Genomic DNA, 24,921 nt, shown 5'->3' with positions numbered 1-24,921 from the left:
TCGCCTGTGGCGAGGCGCGTCACTGCAGAACGAGAGGCTTGTGACACGCGGCAAGCAAGGATCAGGTTCCGCAGAACGTCGCCTGCACGACCTCAGTCTCAGCCGGTGGGCTTTGCAGATCTGCATGATCTGGCTGATCTTTGTAGGGCGCAACCAAAACCTTTTGCAGTCTTTGGAAGGGCGCATAATCCCCATCAACCGCCGCCTGGATCATCTGCTCCACCCGGTGGTTGCGGGGGATGAAGGCCGGGTTTGTCGCAGCGATCACCTCCAGGGCGTCAGCCTCTGCTCTTGCCTGCCATTTCACCAGCCAATCATCATAGGCCACCGGATCAAGGAACTGATCTCGTGCTTCAGCCCGTCCCAAATTCCGAAAGGTGTTGGTGAAATCCGCCTGGTTCTGCGCCATGCGTTGCAGCAGGTCCGCGATCAGTTCGGCATCGCCCTCCTGCGCCTCAGTCAGCCCCAGCTTGCGCCGGAACTGCGCCTGCCAGGCCTCTTGCAGCAGATCGGGCATGGCGTGAACGATCTCGGTCGCCTCTTCCACGGCGGCCTCGCGGTCGGGCATCTGTTGGATCAGCGAGGTAGCCAGCTGCGCCATGTTCCACACGGCGATATCGGGCTGGTTGGAATAGGCATAACGCCCCATACGGTCGATCGAGCTGTAGACCGTGTTCGGGTGATAGCTGTCCATGAAGGCGCATGGACCGTAGTCGATGGTTTCCCCGGCAATCGAGCTGTTGTCCGTGTTCATAACCCCGTGAATGAAACCCACCCCCATCCACTGCGCGATCAGCTTAACCTGCGCATCCCTTACCCCGCGTAGCAGGCCCATGGGGCCATCCGCGAGCGGGTAATGCCGGGCAATGGCATAGTCAGTCAGTTGCTTGAGGCTGCCCATCTCGCCGCGCGCGGCAAAGACCTGAAACGTGCCCACCCGCAAGTGGCTGGAGGCCACGCGCGCCAGTACGGCACCCGGCAACGGCGCCTCTCGCAGAACCGTCTCACCGGTCTCGGCAGCTGCCAAGGCGCGGGTCGTTGGAATGCCAAGCGCATGCATCGCCTCGGACACCACATATTCGCGCAGCACCGGCCCGAGCCAGGCGCGCCCGTCGCCCTGCCGCGAATAGGGCGTGCGGCCCGATCCCTTAAGCTGAAGATCACGCCGCAGGCCATCCGACCCCACGGTTTCGCCCAGCAGAACCGCGCGGCCGTCACCAAGCTGTGGATTGTAATGGCCGAACTGATGCCCCGCATAAAGCTGTGCGATCGGGTCGGCGCCCTCGGGCACCTGGTTGCCGGCAAAGACCTGTGCCATCTCTTCGACCTCGCCGGGGGTGATGCCCATCACGGCAGCCAGATCGGTATTGAATGCCACCAGCCTCGGCGCGCGCACTGGGACCGGCGTTTGTTTGGAGTAAAACACGCCCGGTAGGCGAGCATATGAGTTGTCGAAGGGGATCATCAGTGTCATGCGCCGCAACATAAGTCCTGAACCCACGATTGCCATAGCACATTCCGTCCGTCCCCGGCATAGTCGCACCAAACCAACACCCGAGGGCCCCATGACACCCGAGCAGATCATCAACCACCTGAACCTGTCCCCCCACCCCGAAGGCGGCTGGTACCGTCAGACCTGGGTGGCAGAAAATGAAGGCCGCGCCACGGGCACATGCATCTATTTTCTGCTGAAGGCGGGGGAAAGCAGCCATTGGCACCGGGTCGACGCCACCGAGATCTGGCTTTATCACGCGGGCGCCCCGCTGATCCTGTCGTTGAGCGCCAGGGATGAGGGTCCAGCGCAGGATCACCTGCTGACCCCCGATCTGAACCAGGGGGCGCCGCAGCTTATCGTGCCCGAAGGCCATTGGCAGGCTGCGCGTACAACTGGCGATTACACGCTGGTCAGTTGCACCGTCTCTCCAGGGTTCCAATTCGAGGGGTTCGAATTGGCGGACAAAGGGTTCGACATTCCCCGCGCATGAGGTGCTTGCCAAACCCAAAAGCCGCTGACAGGGTGCCTTCATGGATCACCGCGCGCTTATTTCCAGCCTGCCACCCGAGGCCAAAGCCAAGCTGACCGAACGGTCTGATTGGGCCGGATTGAAACACCTGGGTCTGTATGCCGTCTCCCTGGGACTTTGCACCCTTGGCATCGCAACGCAGGTCCCGCTCTGGGGCTTGCTGATTCTGCCGCAGGGCATCTTGCTGGTGTTCCTTTTCACGCTCAGCCACGAGTGCACCCACCAAACCCCGTTCAAAAGCCGTTGGCTGAACGAGGTGGTGGGCCACGTCGTCGGTCTTCTGATCGCCCTGCCCTTTGTCTGGTTCCGTTATTTTCACCTGGCCCATCACAAATGGACCAACGACCCGGACCGTGACCCGGAATTGGCGGGCAAACCGCGCCCGGGCAACTGGCCCGATATGCTGGTCTACCTCAGCGGCTGGTTCTATTGGACCGGAATGGCAAAAACACTTGTCGCCAACGCACGGGGAGAGCTGGATGCCCCCTATCTGCCGGAACGTCAGCACGGTGCGATGCGACGCGAAGCGCGCGTTCTGCTCGGCCTGTATGCGCTTGGTGCCCTCAGCCTGATCTGGTCACCGGTGCTGTTTTGGGCCTGGCTCTTGCCGCTGATCGTGGGCCAGCCGGTTCTGCGGCTCTATCTGCTGGCCGAACACGGGCTCTGCCCGCCCGTGGCCAACATGCTGGAAAACTCACGCACCACCTTCACCAACCGGATCGTTCGGTTTCTGGCGTGGAACATGCCCTATCATGCGGAACATCACAGCTTTCCCAACGTGCCGTTCCACCAACTCCCGGCCTTTCACCGCTGGACCCAAGAGCATCTGAAATCCACCTCAAACGGCTATGCCGAGTTCACGGCAGATTACGCCCGCGCGCTGACGCGCTGATCTACCTTTTTCACCTTTTCAAAAACACTCCGGGGGAGTCTCAAAGCGACGGGGGCAGCGCTCCTTACTTGCTATCCAAACTCCGGAACACTGACGATCCCGCCACCAACCAAAGCACCAACGCCTGTGGTGCCGGGACAGGACGTCGGCATGCCTCGCGCCACGCGCACCGCGAGAAAGGCAAAGGCCTGCGCCTCGAGCATGTCGCCATCCAGCCCCACAGCCTCGACCGGTTCAATTGGGCAATCCAGCGAAACGCGCAGCATTTCCATCAGCACGGGGTTTTGACGGCCGCCTCCGGTGACCAGAACACGGGTGGGCGGTTTGGGGCAATGCTCCATCCCCTGAACCACGCCAGCGGCGCACATACCTGTCAAAGTGGCCACGGCGTCGGCGTCTCCCAACTCGGCCACCAAACCAATCATTTCGGCAAAATCGTTCCTGTCCAATGACTTCGGCGGCATTCTTGAGAAATATGGCTCTGCCAGAAACAGTTCCAGCGCGCCCGTTTCCACTTCGCCGCCCGCAGCAACGGCGCCGTCCTTGTCCATCGGCAATCCAAGACGCGCTTGCACCAAATCATTGATAGGTGCGTTCGCCGGGCCGGTATCAAACGCCAGCAAGGCACCGGGCTGCTCCGGCTTGTCAAAAGAGGGGTCGACATAAGTTAGGTTGCCAACCCCGCCAAGGTTCAGGAAACACAGCGGAGCGTCCGCCCCAATCCACTTGGCACAGGCAAAGTGAAAGAATGGCGCCAGCGGCGCACCCTCGCCGCCCATGGCAACATCATCGGACCGAAAATCCCAGACAACCGAACGACCCAGAGCCTGCGCCAGCTCTGCCCCGTTGCCGACCTGCAGGGTGCGCCGCCCCTGTGGATCGTGCGCCAGGGTCTGACCATGAAAGCCCACGAGCTCTACGTCGTCGAAGTCCGACAAGGCCTTGGCATGCGCTTGCGTCACCAACTCTCCGGCCGCATCGACTGCGTCGCCGGTCCATTGCCCCAGACCTGCCCGCAGAACCTCGCGCTGTTCAGGGGTGTAGCCCTGATAACCGCTTGGCCCAAATCCGAAAATGCGCGCGCCGTCGGTCTCGACCACGGCTGCGTCCACCCCATCGAGTGAGGTACCCGACATCGCCCCCAAGGCCCGGATCGGCCCGCCTTGTCTGATGGCCCTGCTCATGGCCTTATCCTTTGTTGTCCCACCCCACAAAAACAGACGGAAAATGGTTTCCCTCTCGTGCCTTTGCGCTCTATACACTGCCCCGCAACACAAACCCGAGGCAAGACATGACCTACCATCCCAAATCGGATTTCATCGCTGTGATGATCGAGCGCGGCTTTTTGGCTGACTGCACCGATTATCAGGGCCTTGATGAGGCACTGATCAAGGGTGTGCAACCGGGTTATATCGGCTTTGATGCAACGGCCAAGTCGCTGCATGTGGGTTCTCTCATCCAGATCATGATGCTGCGGTGGCTGCAAAAGACCGGCCATAAGCCAATTACGCTCATGGGCGGCGGCACCACCAAGGTTGGCGATCCGTCATTCCGGGCTGACGAACGCCCGCTGCTGACCGAAGCGCAGATCGACGACAATATCGCGGGCATCAAAAAGGTGTTCTCGGCCTACATCGACTATGACAGCGGCGCAGAAAACGCGGCCCTGATGCTGAACAATGCGGAGTGGCTGGACGATCTGAACTACCTTGAGTTTCTGCGCGACATCGGGCGGCATTTCTCGGTCAACCGGATGCTGTCGTTTGAAAGCGTGAAATCCCGCCTGGATCGCGAGCAATCGCTGTCGTTCCTGGAATTCAACTACATGATCCTGCAGGCCTATGACTTCATGGAGCTGAACCGGCGCTATGGCTGTATCCTGCAGATGGGCGGATCGGATCAGTGGGGTAACATCGTCAACGGCATCGACCTGACCCGCCGCACCATCGAAGGAGAGGTTTTTGGCCTGACGTCGCCGCTGCTGACCACCAGCGACGGCAAAAAGATGGGCAAAAGCCAGGATGGCGCGGTCTGGCTGAACGCCGACATGCGCTCGCCTTACGAATTCTGGCAATTCTGGCGCAACACCACGGACGCTGACGTGGGCCGCTTCCTCAAGCTTTATACCGAGTTGCCCATCGATGAATGCGAGCGTCTGGGGGCGTTGGCCGGGTCCGAGATCAACGATGCCAAGATCGTCTTGGCGAACGAAGTCACCAAGCTGTGTCATGGTGCGGATGCGGCAGCTACGGCCGAGGCAACTGCGCGCGAAGTGTTCGAAAAGGGCGGTGTTGGCGACGACCTGCCCACCCTGACCCTTGCCGAGGGCGATTTGCCTGTTTCGATCGTTCAGTTGATCGTCAAATCCGGTCTGGCCAAGTCGGGCAAAGAGGCCAAGCGCCTGATCGCCGAAAACGGTGCCAAGCTGGACGATGCCCCCTTGACCGATGGCGGGTTGATGATTGACGCGGGCGCGCTGTCCTCGCCGATCAAGCTGAGCGCGGGCAAGAAACGTCACGCGCTGGTGCAGCTGGGCTGACCAAAACTCGACAAGCGCAAAACCGCCGCTCTTTCACGGGCGGCGGTTTTTCTTTGGTTAAAGCCAAAGCCAATCGATCAGGCTCAGCACCACAAAGACAGGTACCGACAGTCCGATCGCCAACAACAGGGCTGCAACCTTGGTCATTCGGGGACTGGGGGCCGATTTGCCATACACGCGTATCATGTAGGTCATTAACCGCGATTTAGGTTTCTGATGCGTTAATCGGGGCCATGTTCGATTTCGCTGTCTCTGCCCCCCTGCCCGCATTGCAACAAAGCCCAGAGTTCGCCGCAGTGCTCACGCGGTTTGGCAGGTCTCCGCTGCGGCTAGACGATGGGACACTGGCTCTGAAGCGTGGCCCGTGTTTGATGTTGTCGCGGTTTCAGACAGCTGTCCAGGACTTGCCGACGCAGCTGGCGGGTGTACACCTACCGATCTTGTTGAACCCAGACTACTCGGGTCCAGATCTATCGCAGATCGGGGCATTGCCCATTGTCAGCCCCGCGACCTGCGCCGAATTGGACCTGACGGGCGATCTGCGCGCAGGCTTGCATCAGAAATGGCGCAATCGGTTGAAGCAAGCGGAACAGCAAAATCTGCGAGTGACCCGCCAGAACATGCTCATCGAGCAGGACCACTGGCTGCTGCGCGAAGATGCCACCCGGCAACGTCAGCGTCGCTATCGCAATTGGCCTGTTGCGCTGACCTGTGCGTTTGCCGAAACGAACCCTGGCAAGGCCAAGCTGTTCACGGCCTTCGCCGACAAGACCCCGATTGCGGGGCTTCTGCTGCTGCGGCACGGCCCGGTGGTCACCTATCACGTGTCCCATACGACGGCGCGCGGGCGACACCATTCGGCGCAGAACCTGCTCTTGTGGACGGCGATGACCTGGGCTGCGCGCAAAGGTGCGCAGCGGTTTGACCTGGGCCTGATCTCGACCGAGGACGCGCCGGGGCTGGTGCGGTTCAAACTGGGCACCGGGGCCAAACCCCGCAAACTTGGCGGGACCTGGATATGGTGGCCGCCACTGGGCAAAACGCTGCGTCCCCTCGCCGCGTGGGACGCCAAGCTGATGCGTGATGGCTGGACAGGCTGACATCCGCGTGATTATTTGAACACATGTTCATATCACGGGGAGAGGAACCCAAAATGGAACTGTCCACTACGGCCGCAGTAGTAACTGGCGGCGCTTCGGGCCTGGGCGAAGCCACCGCCCGCCACTTTGCCAGCAAGGGCGCGCTGGTCACCATCCTGGACCGCGACGCCGAACGCGGCCCCAAGGTCGCCGAAGAGATTGGTGGCTATTTCGCCGCAACTGACGTCACCGACGAAGAATCCGTGGCAGCAGCCATCGCACATGCGATGGACAAGATGGGCAAGATCACCGCCTGTGTGAACTGCGCCGGCATTGCCTACGGCATCAAGACAGTCGGCAAGGATGGCCCACACCCATTGGATGCCTTTCAGCGCACCATCGACATCAACCTGGTGGGCACATTCAACGTCGCGCGTCTGGCCGCGATGGAAATGGGCCGGAACGAACCGGAGCCCGATGGCGCGCGCGGCGTGATCATCAACACCGCCTCGATCGCCGCGTTTGACGGCCAAAAGGGCCAAGCTGCCTATTCCGCCTCCAAAGGGGGTGTCGTGGGCATGACCCTGCCGATGGCCCGCGATCTGGCCTCGACCGGCATTCGCGTGAACACCATCGCGCCGGGCATATTCATGACGCCGATGCTGGCAGGTCTGCCCGAAGAGATTCAGGCATCGCTTGCCGCAGATGTGCCGAACCCTGCCCGCCTGGGCGATCCGGCGGAATACGGGCGTCTGGCCGGGTTCATGGTCGAGATGGGTTATCTGAACGGCGAAGTGATCCGCCTGGACGGCGCGCTGCGGATGCGGTGATGTCAGCGGGCGGTGTGAAGCTCGGATACGCGCCGCCCACCGTTCAAGCCCTTCAGGATGGCATCGACATTCGTTTGAACTGGAGCCGTCCCGTCCACCTTGATGTCATAGGTTCGACCGACATGGATCAATGCATGATCCAGCGCCGCGCTGCCAATCGGACGGTCTCCCCGCTCGCGCTCACGCGTATTGAGCACATCCAGATCGCAGTAAACGCCAACAAAGAGCACATCATGCCCCGCAAGGCTGGTCTTAAGCGTGTCGATCCACACTTGCTCTTCCAAAATATGATAGAAAATCAGATTGTTATCTGCATCTGCTGCGGCAGAGGCCATTGCATGCAGCCCGTCGAACACGCGGGCCCGATGCGCTTTCCAATCCAGATCACCTGACCGGAACCGATCCATTGGCAGGATGCCACCGTCGCGCAGATGATCGAGCGAGATGTGCCAGAACGGCGGGTCAGCTTTTGCTTGCACAGCCCGCGCCAAGGTGGATTTGCCGCTGCTGGAAGGACCGTTCAAAAGGATGACCTGCGCCACTTACCGCTCCCAGGCTAATTCGATCTCGACCAACCCGTCGTCCCCATCCCGCCGAGCGCCGGTCGGCGCGAACCCTTCGCGCCGATAAAACCGATGCGCTCCGGTGTTGGGCAAATGCGACCAGAGCGTCACGCGGTCCCGCCCCTGTTTCACCTGATCCAACAGCGCCTTGCCAACGCCCGATCCGGGCGCAGCGGTATAGAGCCCCATGACGCAGCCCTCCTCCACGTTGAAGGACAGATAGCCCGCGACCGGATCGCCCGCGACCCAGAACTCGCGCAATGGGATGCCAGCGTGGATCATATCCTCGATGGCTTGAGCACTGTGAAACCGCTCGATCCAGGGCGTTGCGTCGATCCAACTGTTCACGATCTCGGCGCACGCCGGGGCGTCGTCTTGTGTGGCCAGTCGGGTCGGTTGCGTCATGTTTCGGCCTTTTCTTCCAGTTCCAGCCATTCCTCTTCGGCGGCGGCGAGCTTTTCCTGCCGCTGCACCAAAGCATCGGTCGCTTTTTGGAACTTGACCGGTTCGCGGGTGAACAGCTCAGGATCAGCCATCAGCTCTTCGAGCTTGGCGATCTCGGCCTCCAGGCGCTCGATCTCGGCAGGCAGTTTTTCAAGGCGGTGTTTTTCGGTGTAGGACAGGCCCGATTTCGGCTTGGCCTCTTGCTTGGTCTTCGGCTTGTTAGCTTTTGACTTTGCAGGTTTTTCGCCCTCCAATGGACCACGTTGTGCGATATAATCACTCCAGCCACCTGCATACACGGTGGCACGGCCATTGCCCTCCATCGCGATTGTGGTTGTCGCAACGCGGTCCAGAAAATCACGATCGTGGCTGACCAACAGGACGGTCCCGTCATAGTCATCTAGCAACTCTTGCAGCAGGTCGAGCGTTTCGACGTCCAGGTCGTTCGTCGGTTCATCAAGCACCAACAGGTTCGAGCTTTGAGCCATCAGCTTGGCCAGCAGAAGCCGTGCCTTTTCACCGCCCGACAATGACCGAACAGGCGCGCGGGCCTGACGTTCGTCGAACAAAAAGTCCTTGAGATAGCCCACAACGTGTTTCGGCGTACCACGCACCATGACCTGATCGGCCTTGCCCGACACCCGCATGTCCGGATCGCCCGTCAGGCTGTCCCACAGGCTCATGTCCGGGTCGAGCTGCGCGCGGGCCTGATCAAAGACCGCAATCTCCAGGTTGGTGCCCTGCTTGACCGTGCCTTCGTCGGGGGGTTCCTGCCCCAACAAAACCTTGAGCAACGTGGTCTTGCCGACGCCGTTAGGACCAACAAATGCGATCCGGTCGCCACGCTGCACCTTGAGGTCAAAGTCGCGTGCGATCTGCTTTTCGCCATAAGATTTGGCGATGCCCTCAACCTCGATCACCTTGCGACCCGATTTGGGGCCTGAATCCAGCGCAAAATCCGCAGTACCCTGCCTTTTGATCTGACTGGCTCGTTCTGCGCGCAGATTTTGTAAGGCCCGCACCCGACCCTGGTTGCGTTTGCGGCGTGCACTGATGCCCTCGACGGCCCAACGGGCCTCGGATTTGATCAGGCGGTTCAGCTTGTGGCGCTGCATGTCCTCTTCTTCCCAGACCTGATCGCGCCAGGCCTCGAAGGCTTCGAACCCTTTCTCCTGCCGCCGTACCTGTCCCCGATCAATCCACAGAGTCGCGCGGGTCAGCGCTCGCAGGAACGCGCGGTCGTGCGAGATCAGGACATAGCCCGCCCGCGTCGCGCCCATTTCGCGCTCGAGCCAGGCGATCGCTTCGATGTCCAGATGGTTGGTGGGTTCGTCCAGCAGCATCAGATCGGGCGCTTCGGCCATCAGCTTGGCCAGGGCCGCACGGCGGCGTTCGCCACCCGAGGCCGTTTCGACCGCGCGTGCGGGGTCGAATTTCAGCCCTTCACCCGCGCGTTCCACCTTATAAAGTTCACCCGGTTCCAGTGCGCTGGTGGCGTAGTCACCCAAGGTGGCAAACCCCTCCATCGTGGGGTCCTGCTCCATGTAACCGACGGATTTACCGGGCGGCACAACGATGGTGCCCTCATCCGGTTCCACCAAGCTGGCCATGACCTTCATCAGGGTGGATTTGCCCGAGCCGTTGCGGCCCACAAGAGCCACGCGGTCGCCCGGCTGAACAACCAGATCGAGTTCGGAAAACACCGGGTTGCCGCCGAAAGTCAGCGAAATTCCGGACATCTGCAAAAGAGGTATCGTAGACATGACTGCTGACTATGTCAGCAGAAGGCCCGTTGCAACAAGATCAGGTGGCGCTGCCCGCTACACCGCGCAGCAGTTTCTTGCGGGCTGGTGGAATCGCCTGGATTTCAACCCCGGTAAAGACGTGCAGCGTGTTCATCTGATTGTCGACAACCGCATGATCGCTGACCCAGCCGCCCATCATAAGATAAGTGCGCAGCAAGGGTGGCATCCGAAGCATCGCCTTTTTGGCGTCCGGCTTGCGCCGCAGCCGGGCGGCATAGCGGAACACGTTGGGCGCCTTGACCCGTGGCAACCAGCGTTTGGGGGCCAGGTGGCGGTGCTTGAGCATCGCAAAGGCGTCCAGATACTCCTCTGTCGCGGTGCCTGCAAAGGACGAGCAGCCAAACAGCATCTCGATTCCGTTGTCATCGACAAAGGTTGTCATCGCACCCCAGGCCACACGCAGGATATCGGGATCGTTGAGTGTGGGGTCGATGCAAAACCGCCCCATTTCAACCATACGGCCCTGAAAGCCGCCAAGCGCAGAGAGGTCATAGAATTGGGCAGAATAGCTGCGGGCAACCTCATGCCCGCCCGCCATGGTGAGCATACGGAAGCAACACACCAACTGGCCTGTTTCGGTATCCTCGATCAGGATGTGCGCACAAATGTCGTCGAAATCGTCCCGGTCCAGCGCATCCGTACCAAAGGCCCCTGTGCGCAGCCGTTGTGCCGCCAGAACATCGTCAGCCCCATGGCCAACACGGGCGCGGTACCGACCTCCGCTCAGAAGTGTCCCAGATGCCAAGATCCCGTTCCTCCGCACGATCACGTCAAAACCGTAGCCAAGCCTCGCCTAGCATACAAGATGTGACACCGTGGTGACGACCTTTGGGGTTACTGGTTCAGGACCGAGCCCGGGTTGAAGTTGCCCAGGTTGCCAAGCAGCTGACGCAGGAATGTCTTGTCCTCGATGCTCGAATCCGTCACGCGGCGTTCCAGTGGAACCACGCGGCCATCAGCCAGGCTGAACCGTTCGATGTTGCGCACCACGCCGCGTTGATCAAAGCTGATCGCGACCAACTGGCGCGAAACCACTTCCGGCTTGCGAGGGCCATAGTGGCGCATCCGGGTCGAGACATAATAGTAGCCGCTCTCTTCAAGAATGCCCGCAGAACTCGGAGCCCCTACGGCCTGAATCACGCTGTCGCGGGTGTCGACGCCAACCTGCACCTGCGCCAGATCCTCTTCGGATGGAACATAGCCATGGTTGCGATAAATCGAGGTACAGGCTGTCAGGACCCCCACCGTTGCACCCAGAATTGCAATACGGTACGCCGGTTTCAGCAGGTCTGCGGTCTTGAACATATCTGCCCTCTTGCCTTGGCTAAGTGCGCCTTTTATCCCGATTATAGAAACCGAGCCTCTGGTTCAACCAACGAAAGTTGTTTCATGACCGACAAAACCGTGTGGCGGGTCGCGGATCTGCCGCAGAACGCCCCAACTTCTTTTGCTGTGCGCCCTGACGCCGACACCCTGCGCCAGATCCAGGACCAGCTGGGGCTGCTGGGGCTGCGCAAACTCAGCTTTGCAGGCAAGATCACCGCCAGCGGCAAGAAAGACTGGGAAATTCGCGCGGATCTGGGCGCCACTGTCGTGCAACCTTGTGTCGTCACGCTAGAGCCTGTGACCACGCGTCTGGACACGCTCGTGCGGCGTATTCTTCTGGCCGAATGGGACGCCCCCGAAGAGGCCGAGGTCGAAATGGCCGAAGATGACGAAGCCGATCAATTGGGCACGGAAATCGACGTCTTTGCAATGATGGTCGAGGCTCTGGCGCTAAGTCTACCTGAATATCCACGCGCGGATGGGGCCGAGTTGGGGCAGTTGAATGTCACCGAACCCGGCAAGGCGGCGCTCACCGACGAGGACGTCAAACCCTTTGCGGGTCTTGCAGATTTGCGCGATAAGCTGAAAAAAGAGGAATGACAGGGCCTGTGAAAGCTGTCATAGCAGGCCTGCAGAAAAACACCCTTGCGCAAATCGAGAATCGCAGTATTTTCGCGCGCTCATCGGATTTACGGTTGGACATTGCCGCGGCTCAGGCCTAAACGCGCGTCACACCAAGAGAACGAACACTGAAACTCGGCCCAAGGAAGTGTTTCCCAGGCCCTCTGAGACAAAGGTTGAGACAATGGCTGTCCAACAGAACAAAGTATCCAAGTCGCGCCGCAACAACCGTCGTGCGCACGATGCGCTGGTTGCTGCTAACCCGAACGAATGCCCCAACTGTGGTGAGCTGAAACGCCCCCACCACGTTTGCGCATCGTGCGGCCACTACGACGACCGTGAAGTCGTTGCACAGGCCGACGAGATCGATCTGGAAGACGACGCAGCCTAAGTCCTTGCAGGTACAGGCCACGCATTAATGACTGCTCAGCCCGATCAGATCGGCACTCCCGCCGGGCGCATCATTATCTCGGTTGACGCAATGGGCGGAGACGCCGGTCCGTCGGTCGTGGTGGCAGGTATTGCACAGTCTGCAGACAAGAACCCTGACATCGGGTTCATCCTGCACGGCCCCGAGGACACATTGCGCCCATTGGTCGCCAAGCGACGCATCCTAGATGGACGCGTCGCTTTTCGCGATTCTCAGGACGTTGTCACAATGGAGGACAAGCCGAGTCAGGTTGTACGCCATGGCAAGGGCACCTCGATGTGGTCGACGCTGGAATCGGTGCGCAGCGGCGAAGCCGCCGGCGCGGTCTCTTGTGGCAACACGGGCGCCCTGATGGCGTTGAGCATGATGCGTCTGCGCAAGCTGCCAGGCGTGAACCGTCCTGCCATCGCGGTTTTGTGGCCTTCGACCAACCCGCAGGGGTTCAATGTGATGCTGGATGTGGGCGCGGATATTCGGGCCGACGCCAAGGATTTATTGCAATATGCGCTGATGGGTGCGTCTTACGCCCGCAATGGGCTGGAGTTGATGCGCCCGCGCATCGGCCTGCTGAATGTGGGCACCGAAGAGCACAAGGGGCGACCCGAGTTGAAAGAGGCGCACGCCATGATCTCGGAGTTTGCCGAAGCGGCAAATTTCGAATTCGTGGGCTTTGTCGAAGGCGGAGACATTCCCGGCGACAAGGCTGACGTCATCGTGACTGACGGTTTCACCGGAAATGTTGCGATCAAGACAGGCGAAGGCACCGCCAGCCTGATCGGACAACTGCTGCGCCAAGCATTCAAGTATTCACCTCTGTCACGCCTGGCTTCGGTACTGGCTATTACTTCGCTCAACCGCTTGAAAAAACGTATTGATCCGCGCCGGGTCAATGGAGGGGTCTTTTTGGGCCTCAACGGAACTGTGGTGAAATCCCACGGCAGCGCGGACGCCACCGGCGTGTCCTCTGCCGTCAAGCTGGCGTTTACGCTGGCGCAATCGGGATTCGCCGAAAAACTGGCTGCACGGGTTGCATCCACCGTCGAGCTTACCCAAGATGAAGCTCACCCAGCGTCAGCAGACGCAAAAGGACAAGAAGGGCAATAACAACCCATGACAGGCCGTGCAGTCGTCACAGGAGTCGGGCACTATTTGCCCGAACGCATCGTTCCCAATTCCGAGTTCGAGGCGACCCTAGATACGTCCGATGAATGGATTCGCGCCCGTTCCGGCATCGAGCGGCGGCATTTCGCAGCCGAAGGCGAGACCACGTCGCAATTGGCGGCCAACGCGGCCCGCGCGGCTTTGGCCGACGCAGGGCTTGAGGCCGACGACATCGACGCCATCGTGGTGGCCACATCGACGGCTGACCTGACCTTCCCTTCTGCGGCCACCATGGTGCAGTCAGCGCTTGGCATGACCCGTGGTTTTGCCTTTGACGTCCAAGCGGTTTGCGCGGGCTTTGTCTATGCGCTCAGCAACGCCAACGCGTTGATCGTGTCCGGTCAGGCGGATCGGGTGCTTGTCATCGGGGCCGAAACCTTTTCTCGCATCATGGATTGGACCGATCGTTCGACCTGTGTCCTGTTTGGCGACGGCGCCGGTGCGCTGGTGTTGGAAAAGCAAGACAGCCCCGGTACCAACGAAGATCGCGGTATCCTGTCAGTCGACCTGAATTCTGACGGGCGCTACAAAGATCTGCTCTACGTCGACGGTGGTGTTTCGACCCACACCACCGGTCACCTGCGGATGCAAGGCAATCAAGTATTCCGGCATGCCGTTGAAAAACTGGCCAAAACTGCCGAATCGGCATTGGATAAGGCAGGCCTGAACAGCACCGACGTCGATTGGATCGTACCGCATCAGGCCAATATTCGCATCATCCAGGGCACCGCCAAGAAGATGGGCCTGCCCATGGACAAGGTGGTCGTCACGGTTCAGGACCACGGCAACACGTCGGCTGCTTCGATCCCGCTTGCCTTGTCGGTTGGCAAATCGCGCGGTCAGATCAAATCCGGCGATCTGATTGTTACCGAAGCCATCGGCGGCGGTCTGGCCTGGGGCGCGGTTGTTCTGCGCTGGTGATCCAGCACAGATGACCTTGCGGAAACGTGGCGCGATGCAGCGCAAAGCGCCCGACGCAATTCATTGATATTGACAGGGAAATTCCCGACCCCCTATGCTCTGGCAAGAACATGGGGGATGGTATGGGTGAAAAAACTCTCACACGGATGGATCTGAGCGAAGCGGTTTTCCGCGAAGTTGGCCTGTCGCGCAACGAAAGCGCACAACTGGTCGAGAGCATGCTCGAACATATGTCGGACGCTCTGGTCCGTGGCGAACAGGTAAAGATTTCTTCATTCGGTACCTTTAGCGTACGGGACAAATCGGCCCGCATCGGTCGGAACCCGAAAACGGGCGAAGAGGTGCCAATTCAGCCCCGCCGCGTTCTGACCTTTCGGCCTTCGCATTTGATGAAAGACCGGGTCGCGGCCGGAAATCGAAAATAGCTTTAGGAATTCGTACACATGAGCAAATCACCTGATGCCTTTCGCACCATCAGCGAAGTTGCGGAGTGGCTGGGGATTCAGGCCCATGTGTTGCGATTTTGGGAAAGCAAGTTCACCCAGGTCAAACCTGTCAAACGTGCAGGCGGGCGCAGGTATTATCGCCCAGCCGACATGCTGCTGCTTGGTGGCATCAAACGGCTGCTCCATGATGACGGGCTGACCATCAAGGGCGTCCAGAAGATCTTGCGTGAACAGGGCGTGGGCCATGTGTCCGAGCTGTCGCAAGGCTTGGACGAGACCGCCGCGCCCGAACCGATCCAGGTTGCAGACGACACCGTTGTGCAACTGCACGCCAGAGGCGTGCCAGAGGAGGCGACAAACGGTCAGATGGGCATGGACCTTCCTGCCCCGGACACCGCGGTCGAGCCTCTGGAACAAGAGCTGCCTTCGTTCCTGACCAAACCGTCCCGAATCAAGACCGAATTGCCGTCTGAACCCGCAGCAGAGCCTAAGCAGGCTTCGCTTGAAATCGACCCGGTGGTCGATGCGACATCAGAGCCTGCACCGGCCGAGGAGGTGGTCGAAGCCGAATCTGCAATCCCGGCGATCGAAGAATCGGTCGATGACCTTGCAGTGCCCTCTCCTGCTCCTCAGCCCAGGCCCCTCATCGTTCAGGTGGCTAACGTTCCCGCTGATGACGCGATTGAGGCCGACCCAGGTCTGCTTTCCAATCTTGTAGCTCTCGAAACACTGACGCCCCAACAAGCAGGTGAGCTCAAGCCCCTGGCGATTGAGTTGCGCGCCTGGATCGAGCGGCAAGAGGCAATTTCGGCTGGATGAAAAAAGGCAATGTTTTCCTCTTGCCCCTGCCGTGAAAACCATTATGAAGCTCACATCGTCGGGCTATGGCGCAGCCTGGTAGCGCGTCCGTCTGGGGGACGGAAGGTCGCAGGTTCGAGTCCTGCTAGCCCGACCAAATCACACCGACGATACAATCTGAGGCGACCCCGAATGGGGAGCCGGACCGGGTGCCGGGGCCTCTGCCAAGGGGGAGAGGCCGGATGACAGGCGTGTGTCCAAATCAGCAAATCGAAACCATGATTGCGAGTGGTGCCATCGGTGCCGAGGTTGCCGTTCTGCCTGAACAGATCCAACCCGCAAGCCTGGATCTGCGTTTGGGTACAGTGGCTTACCGCGTGCGCGCCTCATTCCTGGCCGGTGACGGCAACACCGTCGCGGACCGCCTGCGTGAGTTTGAGATGCACCGCATTGATTTGACCCAAGGCGCGGTTCTGGAAAAGGGCTGCGTCTATCTGGTGCCGCTGCTCGAATCTCTGGCCCTACCAAATGACATGAGCGCTGTGGCAAATGCCAAAAGCTCAACCGGACGATTGGACCTGCTGACGCGGACCATCACCGATGGCGGGACCGAGTTCGACCGGGTGCCAGCAGGCTATACAGGGCCGCTCTATGCCGAAATCTGCCCCCGCTCCTTTTCTGTGCTGGTGCGCCCCGGCATGCGTCTCAATCAGATCAGGTTCCGCCAGGGTCAGGCCGTGTTGTCGGACGCCGAGCTGACCGCGCTGCACGCAGACACACCACTGGTGGATGGCGAGGCTGTGATTCAGGACGGGTTGGGCTTTTCGGTCGACCTGCGCCTGCAAGACACCGATCTGGTGGGTTACCGCGCCAAGCCTCATACCGGTGTCATCGACCTGGATCGGATTGGTCAATACGATCCGGCCGAATATTGGGAAGAGGTGCGCAGCAGCGACGGCCGTATCATCCTGGACCCCGGCGCGTTCTACATTCTGGTCAGCCGCGAGGCGGTGCATATCCCGCCGCAGTACGCCGCAGAAATGGCACCCTATCTGGCGATGGTTGGTGAGTTTCGGGTGCACTACGCAGGGTTCTTCGACCCCGGCTTCGGGCACGCTGCAGCCGGTGGCACCGGGTCGCGTGGCGTGCTCGAAGTCCGCTGCCATGAGGCACCGTTTGTGCTGGAACACGGTCAGGTCGTTGGACGTTTGGTCTATGAACGGATGTCAGAGCTACCCACACAGCTCTATGGTGCAGGGATCGCGTCGAACTATCAGGGCCAGGGGTTGAAACTGTCCAAGCACTTCAAAAGCGCTGGATAACACCCTCACTTCCAAGCAAAAATTGGAGCTCAAGACGCGACCCCAATGGCCAGAGACACCAACCTCCGAGCGCAGCGAGGCCCGGCCCAACGGGAGGAGATGTTTCGTCAGAAACAATGACGACGGGCGGGAGCGCCCCCGGAACACCCTAACGTGGCCTTCATCCTTGCGAGTTGTTCCGCGCCGCGCGCCGGGCTTGACGGATGGCGCGAATGCGTTCGCGTTCTTGCTGTTCTGGTGTCAGTTCGGTCTCACCGCCGGGTTTCGCCTGTTTGGGTGCTTTGGGTTTGCCGATCTTTGCGGCGGCATCGAACCCGGCATTCACGCCGGAATTGATCAAACGACGCATCACCGTTCGCATGATCATATTGATGATCTGGTTCGTGTTCATGGCATTTGCCTTTGATGTCTGCTCACGTTCAATCTACACGGATCCGGCCGATTTTCCATGCAGAACCGATCACTCTTCTTCGAAGAGCTCCGGCTGACCATCATCAGCGTCATCCTCGTTTCTATCCTCACCCAACGGCATGGACCCGGGCGGGGGACGATTTTCGAGCAGACCCGCAGCACGCAATTCCTTGAGCCCAGGCAGGTCGCGGGCGCTCTCCAAACCGAAATGATCCAGAAACACAGGCGTCACGACAAAGGTCACCGGTCGGCCCGGTGTCATACGGCGACGCCCCAGGCGGACCCACTCCATCTCGATCAATTGGTCGATCGTACCGCGTGACACTGACACGCCACGAATCTCTTCGATTTCGGCACGGGTGCAGGGTTGATGATAGGCGATGATTGCCAGCGTCTCGATCGCGGCCCGGCTGAGCTTGCGGGTCTCGACCGTCTCTTTCTGCATCAAAAAGCCCAGATCCGGCGCGGTGCGCACGGCCCAAGCCTCGCCCACGCGGACAACCCGGACGCCGCGCCCTTCATAGCGGTTTCGCAAATGCTCCAGCGCCTGCCCTGCATCGCAGCCATGCGGCATTCGGTGCTCTAGATCTCGCACGGTCACCGGTTCGGCGCTGGCAAACAGCACCGCCTCGACCATCCGTTCCTGCTCGGCCATAGGTGGGGCTTCGAACAGGCTGTCAATTTCGCCTTCGGTCTTGTCCGTCACGCTTGGTCTTTCCTTTTCCGCAAGTGGATCGGGGCAAAGCTGTCCGATTGCTTGATCTCCAGGTGTCCTTCCTTGACCAACTCCAGCGAGGCCGCAAAGGTTGCCGCCGTGGCCGAGCGTCGGCGCATCGGATCCGCGCCCCAACCTTCGGGCAGGTAGCTGACCATATCCGTCCAACTGCCCGCAAATCCGATCAGACCCCGCATCCGGTCCAGCGCCTGCTCCATCGTGAAGACCGAGTCGCGATCCATCACAAACGGGCGGAATTCATCCCGGGTACGGATGCGCGCGTAGCCCTGCATCAAGTCCAGTAGGGTCGCGGAATAGGTCACGGTACGAATTCGGGTCACATCCTCGCCCTGCCCGCGGGCAAAAAAGTCGCGCCCGAGTCGATCTTGCCCCATCAATCGGGCGGCCGCATCGCGCATGGCTTGCAGTCGCTCCAGCTGAAACGCCAGATGAGCCGCCAGCTCCTCTCCCGTTGGTCCCTCTTCGGTGGGATCAGGTGGCAGCAGCAGCCGGGATTTGAGGAACGCCAGCCAAGCTGCCATCACCAAGTAATCCGCTGCCAGTTCGATCCTCAACTCCTTGGCCTTTTCCACAAAGGCCAAGTACTGCCGTGCCAGCTCCAGAACGGAAATTTTGCGCAGGTCTACTTTTTGCGTGCGTGACAGTGTCAGCAGCACATCCAGGGGCCCTTCGAACCCGTCCACGTCGACAATCAGCGCCTCGGCTGCAAGCCGTTCGGCCACCGATGTCTGATCTTCGGTGAAAAGGTTATCCGTCATACACCTGCCCGTTCATGAGCTGAGATAGTTCCGCCTCGGCGGCCTCTATGTCAAGCTCATCGGGCTTTCGACGCGCGGCCAGGGCGCGGTCAGCGCGGATTTGCGCGGCATCCGTCATCTCTCCGGCGGCCTCTGCCGCCTCAGTGCGATCCGACAACGGACCGTTGCAATGCAGAACCACATCGCAGCCCGCGGCAATTGAGGCGCGCGCGCGTTCGGCCAGCGTCCCCTCAAGCGCCTGCATCGAGATGTCATCAGTCATGATCAGCCCATCAAAACCGATGTCTTCGCGGATCAGCTGCATCATGCGGTTCGAGATCGTGGCCGGTTGCGGGTCGATGCGGCCGTACACGAGGTGCGCTGTCATACCCAGAGGCAGATCGTTGAGCACACGGAACGGCTCAAAATCGGTATCGAATAGCTCTTCAGGTTCCTGATCCACGCGCGGCAGATCATAGTGGCTGTCGAGCGTCGCCCGACCGTGACCAGGAATGTGTTTGACGATGGGCAGAACGCCCCCGTCCAGATGCGCGTCGGCAACCGCGCGGCCCAAATTGGATACGTCAGCGGGTGTTTCGCCGTAACAGCGGTTGCGCAGAAATTCGTGAGTTTCATCGACCGCGATGTCGACCATCGGCGCGCAATTGCTGTCGATGCCCATCGAAAAAAGTTCATGCGCGATCAGACGATACCGCAGATACATGGCCCGCACGGCGTGACCTCCGGCGATCTGTGCGTGGTCCAGCGGCGGCAACCATTGGCGGGCCAACGGCGGGCGCAGGCGCTGCACGCGTCCACCCTCTTGATCAATGGTGATCGGACAGTTGTAACCCACCGTTTCGCGCAACTCATCACAGAGCGCGCGGATTTGGTCGGCAGTGTCGATGTTTCGGGCAAACAGGATGAACCCAAAGGGGTTCACCGCGCGATACAGGGCTTTCTCCTCGTCCGTGAGGCGCAGCCCCTCGGCCCCGAGGATCGAGGCGCCAAACCTCATCGGGTGGTGACCGGGATACAGTCGGCGCGGTCCGCAACCAGGGCCGAACAGAACCGGCGTGCGTCGCTCAGGTCATCAAACCCCATAGCGCGCAGGCGATAGAAGGTGCGTCCGCCGCTGCTGGCCTTTTGGATCACGCGCTTCTTGCCGTCCATGTAGTCGCCAAATCGGGTATTCAGGTGGTCCCACTCAGCACGGGCCACTTCGGGCGTGTCATAGGCGCCAAGCTGGGCCAGGCGGGTGCCGACCGGCAAGCTTTCGGGGTCTACATCCAGACCGGCTGCGGTTTCCACGGCCGCATTGATGGCCGCATTCAGGGTCGCGGTTTCCGTCGCTGTAGACGGCACAGCGCGGGCCGGGCGCACTTGCGGGCGCAGAGATTGACGTAGACCCGGCGCATTCACAACGGCCGGATCAGGCTGCAACGCGGCCAAATCGACCGGATCAATGGCTACATCATTTTCGATCACATCGGTCAGAGAGACCGGGTTGGGCTGCTCGATGGCGGCCAATTGCGTCTCCTCGGTCGGTGCAGGATCGCTGCTTTCGACCAGCGGCTCGACCCCTTGGGTCAGCTCAGCGACCAGCGCATCAACGGCGCCATTCTGGAACGATGTGACAGCCTCTTCGGACAGAGAAACAGGCTGAGAAACGGGCTGACCTGGGTCCTGCAGCGCGACCGGTGTCGGCTCCAGATCGCCCATTGGGGTGTCATCTTCGCTAAGCGAGACAGGTTTGGGGGCCAGAACCAGGCGGTCTGGCGGCGGGGCGGCTGTGCCTTGGGCTGCGACGGTATTGACGGCCAGGCCCTGATGATCGGCAGGCGTGCCGCCGGGGCTGGCAGGTTGTACTCGCATCGGCCCTTCGATGGCACGAACAACCGGTACGCCACTTACATCGCGGCTGACCAGTTTGTACCCCCAGATGCCCACGCCGACCACCAACGCCACAGAGGCGACCGCCCCCATCAACGCGGCGATCTGGCCGAATTTCCCTGATTCACCCTCGGGTTCGGGATAGATGTCCTCAACATACTCCGACGCCTCCAATTGGGGCATCTGATAGGTGTAATTCACCTGTTGCGGGGGCACCTGCCCCGAGTAATCAAAACTAGCCATGTCCGCCTCACTGCCCCGATTGCACGGACGTTGCCGTGCTCAGGTTCTCTTGTCGTCTGCCTCAGACCGGCGGCTTGGCGAGTTTTTTATCGCATTTCTTGCGCCGGTTTCACCCCAAGAATACCAAGGCCAGCCGAAATCACAACGGCAACTGTCTGTGCCAACGCAATTTTTGACTGACTTGTGGCGGCATCGCCATCCTGGATGAATCGCAGCTCGTGCAATCCGTTGCCACGGTTCCAAAGCGCGTGGAAATCGCCAGCCAATTCATAGAGGTAGAAGGCAACGCGATGCGGTTCGTTGGTGCGGGCAGCAATCTCGACCAGGCGTGGCCATTCGGCCAGCTTCTTGGCCACGGCCAGCTCGGCCTCATGCCCCACCTTGGCCAGATCGGTCGCTTTCAAAGTCGCCTCATCCGTTGCTATTCCGGCCTCGGCGGCACGACGCAGAACGCTTTGGATCCGGGCATGCGCATATTGCACGTAGAACACCGGGTTCTCTCGGCTTTGCTCCAGCACCTTGTCGAAATCGAAATCGAGCGACGCGTCATTCTTGCGAGTGAGCATCACGAACCGCGTCACATCCGAGCCGACCTGATCGACCACATCGCGCAGGGTGACAAAGTTGCCAGCACGCTTGGACATCTTGAACGGCACGCCGTTTTTCCAAAGCTTCACCAGTTGCGTCAGCTTGATGTCCAGCGGCACCTTGCCATCCGACAGCGCCGAAACAGCCGCTTTCATCCGCTTGACGTAACCGCCATGATCAGCCCCGAACACATCAATAAGTTCGTCGAACCCACGGGAAACCTTGTCAAAATGGTACGCAATGTCTGGCGCAAAATAGGTCCAGCTGCCGTCGGATTTCTTAACCGGACGGTCGACGTCATCGCCATGTTCGGTAGATTTGAACAGCGTCTGCTCGCGCGGTTCCCAATCCTCGGGCTTTTTGCCCTTTGGCGGCTCCAGCACGCCTTCATAGATCAGACCCTTGCTGTCTAGGCTTTCCAACGCAGCCTCAATCCGGCCCGTGCCATAAAGCGATTTTTCCGAGAAGAAGACATCCATCTCGATGCCAAGCTGCGCCAGATCCGAGCGGATCAGATCCATCATCGCGTCGGTGGCAAAATTGCGGATCTCTTCGAGCCAAACCTCTTCGCCCTGGCCGACATAGGCATCGCCCACCTTGTCCTTAAGCGTCTGACCAACTTCGACCAGATACTCACCCGGATAGGTGCCATCGGGGAATTCGACCGCTTCACCGTGCGCCTCCAGATACCGCAGGTACACAGACCGCGCGAGGACATCGACCTGCGCGCCACCGTCATTGATGTAGTATTCGCGGGTCACGTCGTAGCCTGCGTAATCCAGCAGGCTCGCCAGAGCATCACCAAACACCGCGCCACGGGTGTGGCCCACGTGCAACGGACCGGTGGGGTTGGCCGAGACATATTCGACGTTAACCTTTTTGCCCTGCCCCATGCCTGAGCGACCATAAGCCATGCCCTGCTCCAGGATCGCGGACAGAACACCATGCCAGGCGCTGTCGGCCAGACGCAGGTTCAGGAAGCCCGGGCCAGCAACCTCGGCTGAAGTCACGCGCGCATCATCAGCCAGTTTGGCGGCCAGAGCATCCGCTATGTCGCGCGGTTTCATCTTGGCAGGCTTGGCCAGCACCATGGCGGCATTGGTCGCCATGTCGCCATGGGCGGCATCGCGCGGCGGCTCCACCGCGACATTGTCAAAGCTCAGCCCCTCAGGCAGGGTCCCTTCGGCCTGCATTTGCGCAAGCGCGTCCAGCACGAGGCTGCGGATCTCGGAAAACAGGTTCATTGCGATGTCCTTTTGCTTGGATGGCGGTTTACCACGCAAAGCGCCAAGGTCAATGTCAGCGCGCATAAGGTTTCACTTGGCCTGTGCCATTTCCCGGTTAGGGTCAGGACCAGTCAACCGAATGGAGCGTTTCATGACATTTGCACGAACGGCAGCCCTCTGCGTCGCCTTGCTGTCCCCCCTGCACATTGTGGCCGAGATTGCTGCGCCTTCTGGTCCCGTTCTGGTGACACTGGGCGGTGCGGTTGGCGAAAGCAACCTGCCCGCGCGCGGTGTGGATGATGGCGGGTTGTTCGGATTTCTCGAGGTCGCATTTGACACAGCTGTTGGTCTGGATACGGCCATGCTGGGCAGCTTGCCACAGCACACAATCTCAATCCTTTATGGCCCTGAAGACAGTCAGCGGGAGTACGCGTTTTCCGGGCCTTCTTTGGCGGATGTAATGGCCCTGGCCGGGGCAAGCGGCAAATCGGCCCTGCCGATGGCCATGGATGGCTATCAGACCGAGATCCCCTGGGACATGATCCAGCGTCTGAACCCGATCCTGGCCACGCATGCGGACGGCGCGCCGATGGGGATTGGCAGCTATGGTCCGACAATGGTGGTCTTTCCACCCACCGACAATGCCGAAGACGCAGAGGCCATTCCCGCAAAGCAGGTCTGGGCCATCGCCTATATCGGGATCGAGTGATCAGACCCGCGCAGGATCGCTCCCGGTCAGACGAGCGTGGTCCTGCAGCGCAAAGCGATCGGTCATGCCCGCGATGTAATCCGAGACAATCCGCGCCAATGCCGTCTCATCACCGGCAGCCTCGATGTCGGCATGCCAGCGTGCGGGCATCTGCTTGGGATCATTCAGATAAATCGGGAACAGCTCTTCAACGACCTTGGACACTTCGGCCCGTTTCACCATGACCGATGGCGCGCGATACATGCGTGTAAACAGGAATTTGCGGATCACCTTGAGCTGCGCCCAAAGCTGAGGTGAGAACTGCACCACCGGATACCCCAGCAGGCGCACATCTTCGACGCTTTCAGCACCGGAACCTGCCAGTAGCGCCCGAGAGGTGTCGATCACATCGCTCACCATCACACCAAACACCCGCCGCAGCGCCTCGTGCCGCCTGCGGTAGGCGTCAGTGTCGGGATACATCCGGTCGACTTCGGCGTAACACGCGCCGACAATGGGCAGTTCGGCGATCTCGTCATCTGTGAACAACCCCGCCCGCAGCCCATCGTGCAGGTCGTGATTGTTGTAAGCGATGTCATCTGACAGCGCCGCCACCTGCGCCTCGGCACTGGCATGGGTGTGCAGCTCTAGGTCGAACCCGGTATTGCATTCGGCCAGAGCCCAGGGCAGTTCCCCCGTCACTGGTCCGTTGTGTTTAGCAATCGCTTCAAGGGTTTCCCACGTCAGGTTCAGACCATCGAACTCGGCATAGTGCCGTTCCAGGTTGGTGACGATGCGGATGGCCTGCGCATTGTGATCAAACCCGCCATACGGCAGCATCATCTCGTGAAGCGCATCCTCACCGGTGTGGCCAAAGGGCGTGTGGCCCAGATCATGGGCCAGCGCCACCGCCTCGGTCAGTTCGGGGTTCAACCCCAAAGCGCCCGCGATTGTGCGCGCCACCTGTGCCACCTCGATCGAATGCGTCAGCCGCGTGCGGTAATTGTCGCCCTCATGTTCGACAAAGACCTGCGTCTTGTGCTTGAGCCGCCGAAACGCGCTTGCATGAATGATACGGTCCCGGTCCCGCATAAAGCAGGAGCGAAAACTGCTCTCCTCCTCAGGAACCAAACGCCCCCGCGCCCGGTCCGGATCCGAGGCAAAACCTGCCCTCATGTGCAGCCTCGTCCTTGTCGCC

The 24,921-nt window shown here is 60.4% G+C and carries 28 protein-coding genes and 1 tRNA gene; 14 read left to right on the top strand and 15 right to left on the bottom strand.

All coding sequences use genetic code 11. The features are described from left to right. Positions 1–61 precede the first annotated feature (61 nt). The gene (locus TRM7615_RS15665) at positions 62–1,474 is read right to left on the bottom strand and encodes a protein adenylyltransferase SelO (protein WP_108789596.1); all 1,413 of its coding nucleotides are present in this window, start codon (positions 1,472–1,474) and stop codon (positions 62–64) included. Positions 1,475–1,565: 91 nt separating this feature from the next. On the opposite strand from TRM7615_RS15665, the gene TRM7615_RS15660 reads away from it, so the two are divergent. Together TRM7615_RS15660 and TRM7615_RS15655 are read left to right on the top strand one after the other, a co-directional pair. Continuing rightward, positions 1,566–1,985 carry a cupin domain-containing protein gene (locus tag TRM7615_RS15660; RefSeq protein WP_108789211.1) on the top strand — a complete coding sequence of 140 codons (420 nt, stop codon included), beginning with the start codon at positions 1,566–1,568 and terminating at the stop codon, positions 1,983–1,985. Positions 1,986–2,025: 40 nt separating this feature from the next. Further along, positions 2,026–2,916 (top strand): fatty acid desaturase, encoded by an 891-nt coding sequence (locus tag TRM7615_RS15655; RefSeq protein ID WP_108789209.1) that lies wholly within the window; start codon positions 2,026–2,028, stop codon positions 2,914–2,916. Between the two features lie 71 nt (positions 2,917–2,987). Here the strand turns inward: TRM7615_RS15655 and TRM7615_RS15650 are convergent, their stop codons facing one another. Continuing rightward, entirely contained in the window at positions 2,988–4,100 is a 1,113-nt protein-coding gene (locus TRM7615_RS15650; protein WP_108789207.1) for an anhydro-N-acetylmuramic acid kinase, read from the bottom strand. Positions 4,101–4,207: 107 nt separating this feature from the next. Here TRM7615_RS15650 and tyrS point away from each other — a divergent pair, with 107 nt between their 5' ends. After that, complete coding sequence (tyrS, locus tag TRM7615_RS15645) at positions 4,208–5,455, top strand: tyrosine--tRNA ligase (RefSeq protein WP_108789205.1); 1,248 nt, start codon at positions 4,208–4,210, stop codon at positions 5,453–5,455. Positions 5,456–5,512: 57 nt separating this feature from the next. On the opposite strand, the gene TRM7615_RS25585 is transcribed toward tyrS, so the two are convergent. After that, entirely contained in the window at positions 5,513–5,650 is a 138-nt protein-coding gene (locus TRM7615_RS25585) for a hypothetical protein (RefSeq protein ID WP_165821449.1), read from the bottom strand. Between the two features lie 38 nt (positions 5,651–5,688). Between TRM7615_RS25585 and TRM7615_RS15640 the strand changes: the two genes are divergently transcribed. Both TRM7615_RS15640 and TRM7615_RS15635 read left to right on the top strand, forming a co-directional pair. Further along, positions 5,689–6,555, top strand: a complete 867-nt coding sequence (locus TRM7615_RS15640; RefSeq protein WP_108789203.1) for a GNAT family N-acetyltransferase — start codon at positions 5,689–5,691, stop codon at positions 6,553–6,555. Positions 6,556–6,608: 53 nt separating this feature from the next. Beyond that, positions 6,609–7,364 (top strand): 3-hydroxyacyl-CoA dehydrogenase, encoded by a 756-nt coding sequence (locus TRM7615_RS15635; RefSeq protein ID WP_108789201.1) that lies wholly within the window; start codon positions 6,609–6,611, stop codon positions 7,362–7,364. Positions 7,365–7,366: 2 nt separating this feature from the next. Here the strand turns inward: TRM7615_RS15635 and TRM7615_RS15630 are convergent, their stop codons facing one another. The 5 genes from TRM7615_RS15630 to TRM7615_RS15610 form a co-directional block, all read right to left on the bottom strand. Beyond that, entirely contained in the window at positions 7,367–7,906 is a 540-nt protein-coding gene (locus TRM7615_RS15630; RefSeq protein WP_108789199.1) for a chloramphenicol phosphotransferase CPT family protein, read from the bottom strand. Next, a complete protein-coding gene (locus tag TRM7615_RS15625; protein ID WP_108789197.1) occupies positions 7,907–8,332 on the bottom strand; it encodes a GNAT family N-acetyltransferase in 426 nt (141 codons plus the stop codon). It lies immediately after the preceding gene. Beyond that, on the bottom strand, positions 8,329–10,134 hold the full coding sequence (locus tag TRM7615_RS15620) for an ABC-F family ATP-binding cassette domain-containing protein (protein ID WP_108789195.1): 1,806 nt from the start codon (positions 10,132–10,134) through the stop codon (positions 8,329–8,331). Before TRM7615_RS15620 ends, TRM7615_RS15625 begins: the two co-directional genes overlap by 4 nt. A gap of 40 nt (positions 10,135–10,174) precedes the next feature. Further along, a complete protein-coding gene (locus tag TRM7615_RS15615; protein WP_108789193.1) occupies positions 10,175–10,921 on the bottom strand; it encodes a GNAT family N-acetyltransferase in 747 nt (248 codons plus the stop codon). Positions 10,922–11,010: 89 nt separating this feature from the next. Then, on the bottom strand, positions 11,011–11,481 hold the full coding sequence (locus tag TRM7615_RS15610; RefSeq protein ID WP_108789191.1) for an outer membrane protein assembly factor BamE: 471 nt from the start codon (positions 11,479–11,481) through the stop codon (positions 11,011–11,013). An 84-nt stretch (positions 11,482–11,565) separates the two neighbouring features. On the opposite strand from TRM7615_RS15610, the gene TRM7615_RS15605 reads away from it, so the two are divergent. The 8 genes from TRM7615_RS15605 (at position 11,566) to TRM7615_RS15570 (ending at position 17,201) form a co-directional block, all read left to right on the top strand. After that, on the top strand, positions 11,566–12,102 hold the full coding sequence (locus tag TRM7615_RS15605; protein WP_108789189.1) for a YceD family protein: 537 nt from the start codon (positions 11,566–11,568) through the stop codon (positions 12,100–12,102). A 205-nt stretch (positions 12,103–12,307) separates the two neighbouring features. Continuing rightward, positions 12,308–12,514 carry a 50S ribosomal protein L32 gene (rpmF, locus tag TRM7615_RS15600; protein WP_108789187.1) on the top strand — a complete coding sequence of 69 codons (207 nt, stop codon included), beginning with the start codon at positions 12,308–12,310 and terminating at the stop codon, positions 12,512–12,514. Between the two features lie 27 nt (positions 12,515–12,541). Then, on the top strand, positions 12,542–13,657 hold the full coding sequence (plsX, locus tag TRM7615_RS15595; protein WP_108789185.1) for a phosphate acyltransferase PlsX: 1,116 nt from the start codon (positions 12,542–12,544) through the stop codon (positions 13,655–13,657). 6 nt (positions 13,658–13,663) lie between these two features. Then, the gene (locus tag TRM7615_RS15590; RefSeq protein WP_108789183.1) at positions 13,664–14,635 is read left to right on the top strand and encodes a beta-ketoacyl-ACP synthase III; all 972 of its coding nucleotides are present in this window, start codon (positions 13,664–13,666) and stop codon (positions 14,633–14,635) included. 122 nt (positions 14,636–14,757) lie between these two features. After that, on the top strand, positions 14,758–15,060 hold the full coding sequence (gene ihfA, locus TRM7615_RS15585) for an integration host factor subunit alpha (protein ID WP_085796394.1): 303 nt from the start codon (positions 14,758–14,760) through the stop codon (positions 15,058–15,060). Positions 15,061–15,078: 18 nt separating this feature from the next. Continuing rightward, complete coding sequence (locus TRM7615_RS15580) at positions 15,079–15,900, top strand: MerR family transcriptional regulator (protein ID WP_108789181.1); 822 nt, start codon at positions 15,079–15,081, stop codon at positions 15,898–15,900. Positions 15,901–15,959: 59 nt separating this feature from the next. Next, positions 15,960–16,036 (top strand) — tRNA-Pro (locus TRM7615_RS15575). Positions 16,037–16,121: 85 nt separating this feature from the next. Continuing rightward, positions 16,122–17,201, top strand: a complete 1,080-nt coding sequence (locus TRM7615_RS15570) for a 2'-deoxycytidine 5'-triphosphate deaminase (protein ID WP_108789179.1) — start codon at positions 16,122–16,124, stop codon at positions 17,199–17,201. Between the two features lie 160 nt (positions 17,202–17,361). Here the strand turns inward: TRM7615_RS15570 and TRM7615_RS15565 are convergent, their stop codons facing one another. The 6 genes from TRM7615_RS15565 to argS form a co-directional block, all read right to left on the bottom strand. Next, a complete protein-coding gene (locus TRM7615_RS15565; protein ID WP_108789177.1) occupies positions 17,362–17,592 on the bottom strand; it encodes a hypothetical protein in 231 nt (76 codons plus the stop codon). A gap of 69 nt (positions 17,593–17,661) precedes the next feature. Next, on the bottom strand, positions 17,662–18,267 hold the full coding sequence (gene scpB / locus TRM7615_RS15560) for an SMC-Scp complex subunit ScpB (protein WP_181892916.1): 606 nt from the start codon (positions 18,265–18,267) through the stop codon (positions 17,662–17,664). Positions 18,268–18,314: 47 nt separating this feature from the next. After that, the gene (locus TRM7615_RS15555; protein ID WP_108789173.1) at positions 18,315–19,106 is read right to left on the bottom strand and encodes a segregation and condensation protein A; all 792 of its coding nucleotides are present in this window, start codon (positions 19,104–19,106) and stop codon (positions 18,315–18,317) included. After that, positions 19,096–20,103, bottom strand: coding sequence for a beta-N-acetylhexosaminidase (gene nagZ / locus TRM7615_RS15550; RefSeq protein ID WP_108789171.1), 1,008 nt, complete (start codon positions 20,101–20,103; stop codon positions 19,096–19,098). Before nagZ ends, TRM7615_RS15555 begins: the two co-directional genes overlap by 11 nt. Continuing rightward, positions 20,100–21,221, bottom strand: coding sequence for an SPOR domain-containing protein (locus TRM7615_RS15545; protein WP_108789169.1), 1,122 nt, complete (start codon positions 21,219–21,221; stop codon positions 20,100–20,102). Before TRM7615_RS15545 ends, nagZ begins: the two co-directional genes overlap by 4 nt. Before the next feature lie 86 nt (positions 21,222–21,307). Next, complete coding sequence (argS, locus tag TRM7615_RS15540; RefSeq protein WP_108789595.1) at positions 21,308–23,053, bottom strand: arginine--tRNA ligase; 1,746 nt, start codon at positions 23,051–23,053, stop codon at positions 21,308–21,310. Positions 23,054–23,186: 133 nt separating this feature from the next. Here argS and TRM7615_RS15535 point away from each other — a divergent pair, with 133 nt between their 5' ends. Beyond that, positions 23,187–23,744, top strand: coding sequence for a putative pterin-binding protein (locus TRM7615_RS15535; protein WP_108789594.1), 558 nt, complete (start codon positions 23,187–23,189; stop codon positions 23,742–23,744). Here TRM7615_RS15535 and TRM7615_RS15530 read toward each other — a convergent pair whose 3' ends face one another. Further along, positions 23,745–24,899 carry a deoxyguanosinetriphosphate triphosphohydrolase gene (locus tag TRM7615_RS15530; RefSeq protein WP_108789167.1) on the bottom strand — a complete coding sequence of 385 codons (1,155 nt, stop codon included), beginning with the start codon at positions 24,897–24,899 and terminating at the stop codon, positions 23,745–23,747. Between the last annotated feature and the right edge of the window lie 22 nt (positions 24,900–24,921).

This window comes from Falsiruegeria mediterranea M17 (assembly GCF_900302455.1).
GTDB lineage: Bacteria > Pseudomonadota > Alphaproteobacteria > Rhodobacterales > Rhodobacteraceae > Falsiruegeria > Falsiruegeria mediterranea.
This window is presented reverse-complemented; position numbering and strand designations above follow the sequence as displayed.

What these genes read in the sequence shown, in the direction of transcription:
- TRM7615_RS15660 (WP_108789211.1), top strand. Translation starts at nt 1,566, where the DNA reads ATGACACCCGAGCAGATCATCAACCACCTGAACCTGTCCCCCCACCCC.
- TRM7615_RS15610 (WP_108789191.1), bottom strand. Translation starts at nt 11,481, where the DNA reads ATGTTCAAGACCGCAGACCTGCTGAAACCGGCGTACCGTATTGCAATT.
- TRM7615_RS15650 (WP_108789207.1), bottom strand. Translation starts at nt 4,100, where the DNA reads ATGAGCAGGGCCATCAGACAAGGCGGGCCGATCCGGGCCTTGGGGGCG.
- TRM7615_RS15640 (WP_108789203.1), top strand. Translation starts at nt 5,689, where the DNA reads ATGTTCGATTTCGCTGTCTCTGCCCCCCTGCCCGCATTGCAACAAAGC.
- tyrS (WP_108789205.1), top strand. Translation starts at nt 4,208, where the DNA reads ATGACCTACCATCCCAAATCGGATTTCATCGCTGTGATGATCGAGCGC.
- TRM7615_RS15545 (WP_108789169.1), bottom strand. Translation starts at nt 21,221, where the DNA reads ATGGCTAGTTTTGATTACTCGGGGCAGGTGCCCCCGCAACAGGTGAAT.
- TRM7615_RS15530 (WP_108789167.1), bottom strand. Translation starts at nt 24,899, where the DNA reads ATGAGGGCAGGTTTTGCCTCGGATCCGGACCGGGCGCGGGGGCGTTTG.
- TRM7615_RS15665 (WP_108789596.1), bottom strand. Translation starts at nt 1,474, where the DNA reads ATGACACTGATGATCCCCTTCGACAACTCATATGCTCGCCTACCGGGC.
- TRM7615_RS15625 (WP_108789197.1), bottom strand. Translation starts at nt 8,332, where the DNA reads ATGACGCAACCGACCCGACTGGCCACACAAGACGACGCCCCGGCGTGC.
- scpB (WP_181892916.1), bottom strand. Translation starts at nt 18,267, where the DNA reads ATGGCCGAGCAGGAACGGATGGTCGAGGCGGTGCTGTTTGCCAGCGCC.
- TRM7615_RS15655 (WP_108789209.1), top strand. Translation starts at nt 2,026, where the DNA reads ATGGATCACCGCGCGCTTATTTCCAGCCTGCCACCCGAGGCCAAAGCC.
- TRM7615_RS15605 (WP_108789189.1), top strand. Translation starts at nt 11,566, where the DNA reads ATGACCGACAAAACCGTGTGGCGGGTCGCGGATCTGCCGCAGAACGCC.
- TRM7615_RS15570 (WP_108789179.1), top strand. Translation starts at nt 16,122, where the DNA reads ATGACAGGCGTGTGTCCAAATCAGCAAATCGAAACCATGATTGCGAGT.
- TRM7615_RS15535 (WP_108789594.1), top strand. Translation starts at nt 23,187, where the DNA reads ATGACATTTGCACGAACGGCAGCCCTCTGCGTCGCCTTGCTGTCCCCC.
- TRM7615_RS15620 (WP_108789195.1), bottom strand. Translation starts at nt 10,134, where the DNA reads ATGTCTACGATACCTCTTTTGCAGATGTCCGGAATTTCGCTGACTTTC.
- nagZ (WP_108789171.1), bottom strand. Translation starts at nt 20,103, where the DNA reads ATGAGGTTTGGCGCCTCGATCCTCGGGGCCGAGGGGCTGCGCCTCACG.
- TRM7615_RS15555 (WP_108789173.1), bottom strand. Translation starts at nt 19,106, where the DNA reads ATGACGGATAACCTTTTCACCGAAGATCAGACATCGGTGGCCGAACGG.
- TRM7615_RS25585 (WP_165821449.1), bottom strand. Translation starts at nt 5,650, where the DNA reads ATGACCTACATGATACGCGTGTATGGCAAATCGGCCCCCAGTCCCCGA.
- TRM7615_RS15590 (WP_108789183.1), top strand. Translation starts at nt 13,664, where the DNA reads ATGACAGGCCGTGCAGTCGTCACAGGAGTCGGGCACTATTTGCCCGAA.
- ihfA (WP_085796394.1), top strand. Translation starts at nt 14,758, where the DNA reads ATGGGTGAAAAAACTCTCACACGGATGGATCTGAGCGAAGCGGTTTTC.
- TRM7615_RS15565 (WP_108789177.1), bottom strand. Translation starts at nt 17,592, where the DNA reads ATGAACACGAACCAGATCATCAATATGATCATGCGAACGGTGATGCGT.
- argS (WP_108789595.1), bottom strand. Translation starts at nt 23,053, where the DNA reads ATGAACCTGTTTTCCGAGATCCGCAGCCTCGTGCTGGACGCGCTTGCG.
- TRM7615_RS15580 (WP_108789181.1), top strand. Translation starts at nt 15,079, where the DNA reads ATGAGCAAATCACCTGATGCCTTTCGCACCATCAGCGAAGTTGCGGAG.
- TRM7615_RS15635 (WP_108789201.1), top strand. Translation starts at nt 6,609, where the DNA reads ATGGAACTGTCCACTACGGCCGCAGTAGTAACTGGCGGCGCTTCGGGC.
- rpmF (WP_108789187.1), top strand. Translation starts at nt 12,308, where the DNA reads ATGGCTGTCCAACAGAACAAAGTATCCAAGTCGCGCCGCAACAACCGT.
- plsX (WP_108789185.1), top strand. Translation starts at nt 12,542, where the DNA reads ATGACTGCTCAGCCCGATCAGATCGGCACTCCCGCCGGGCGCATCATT.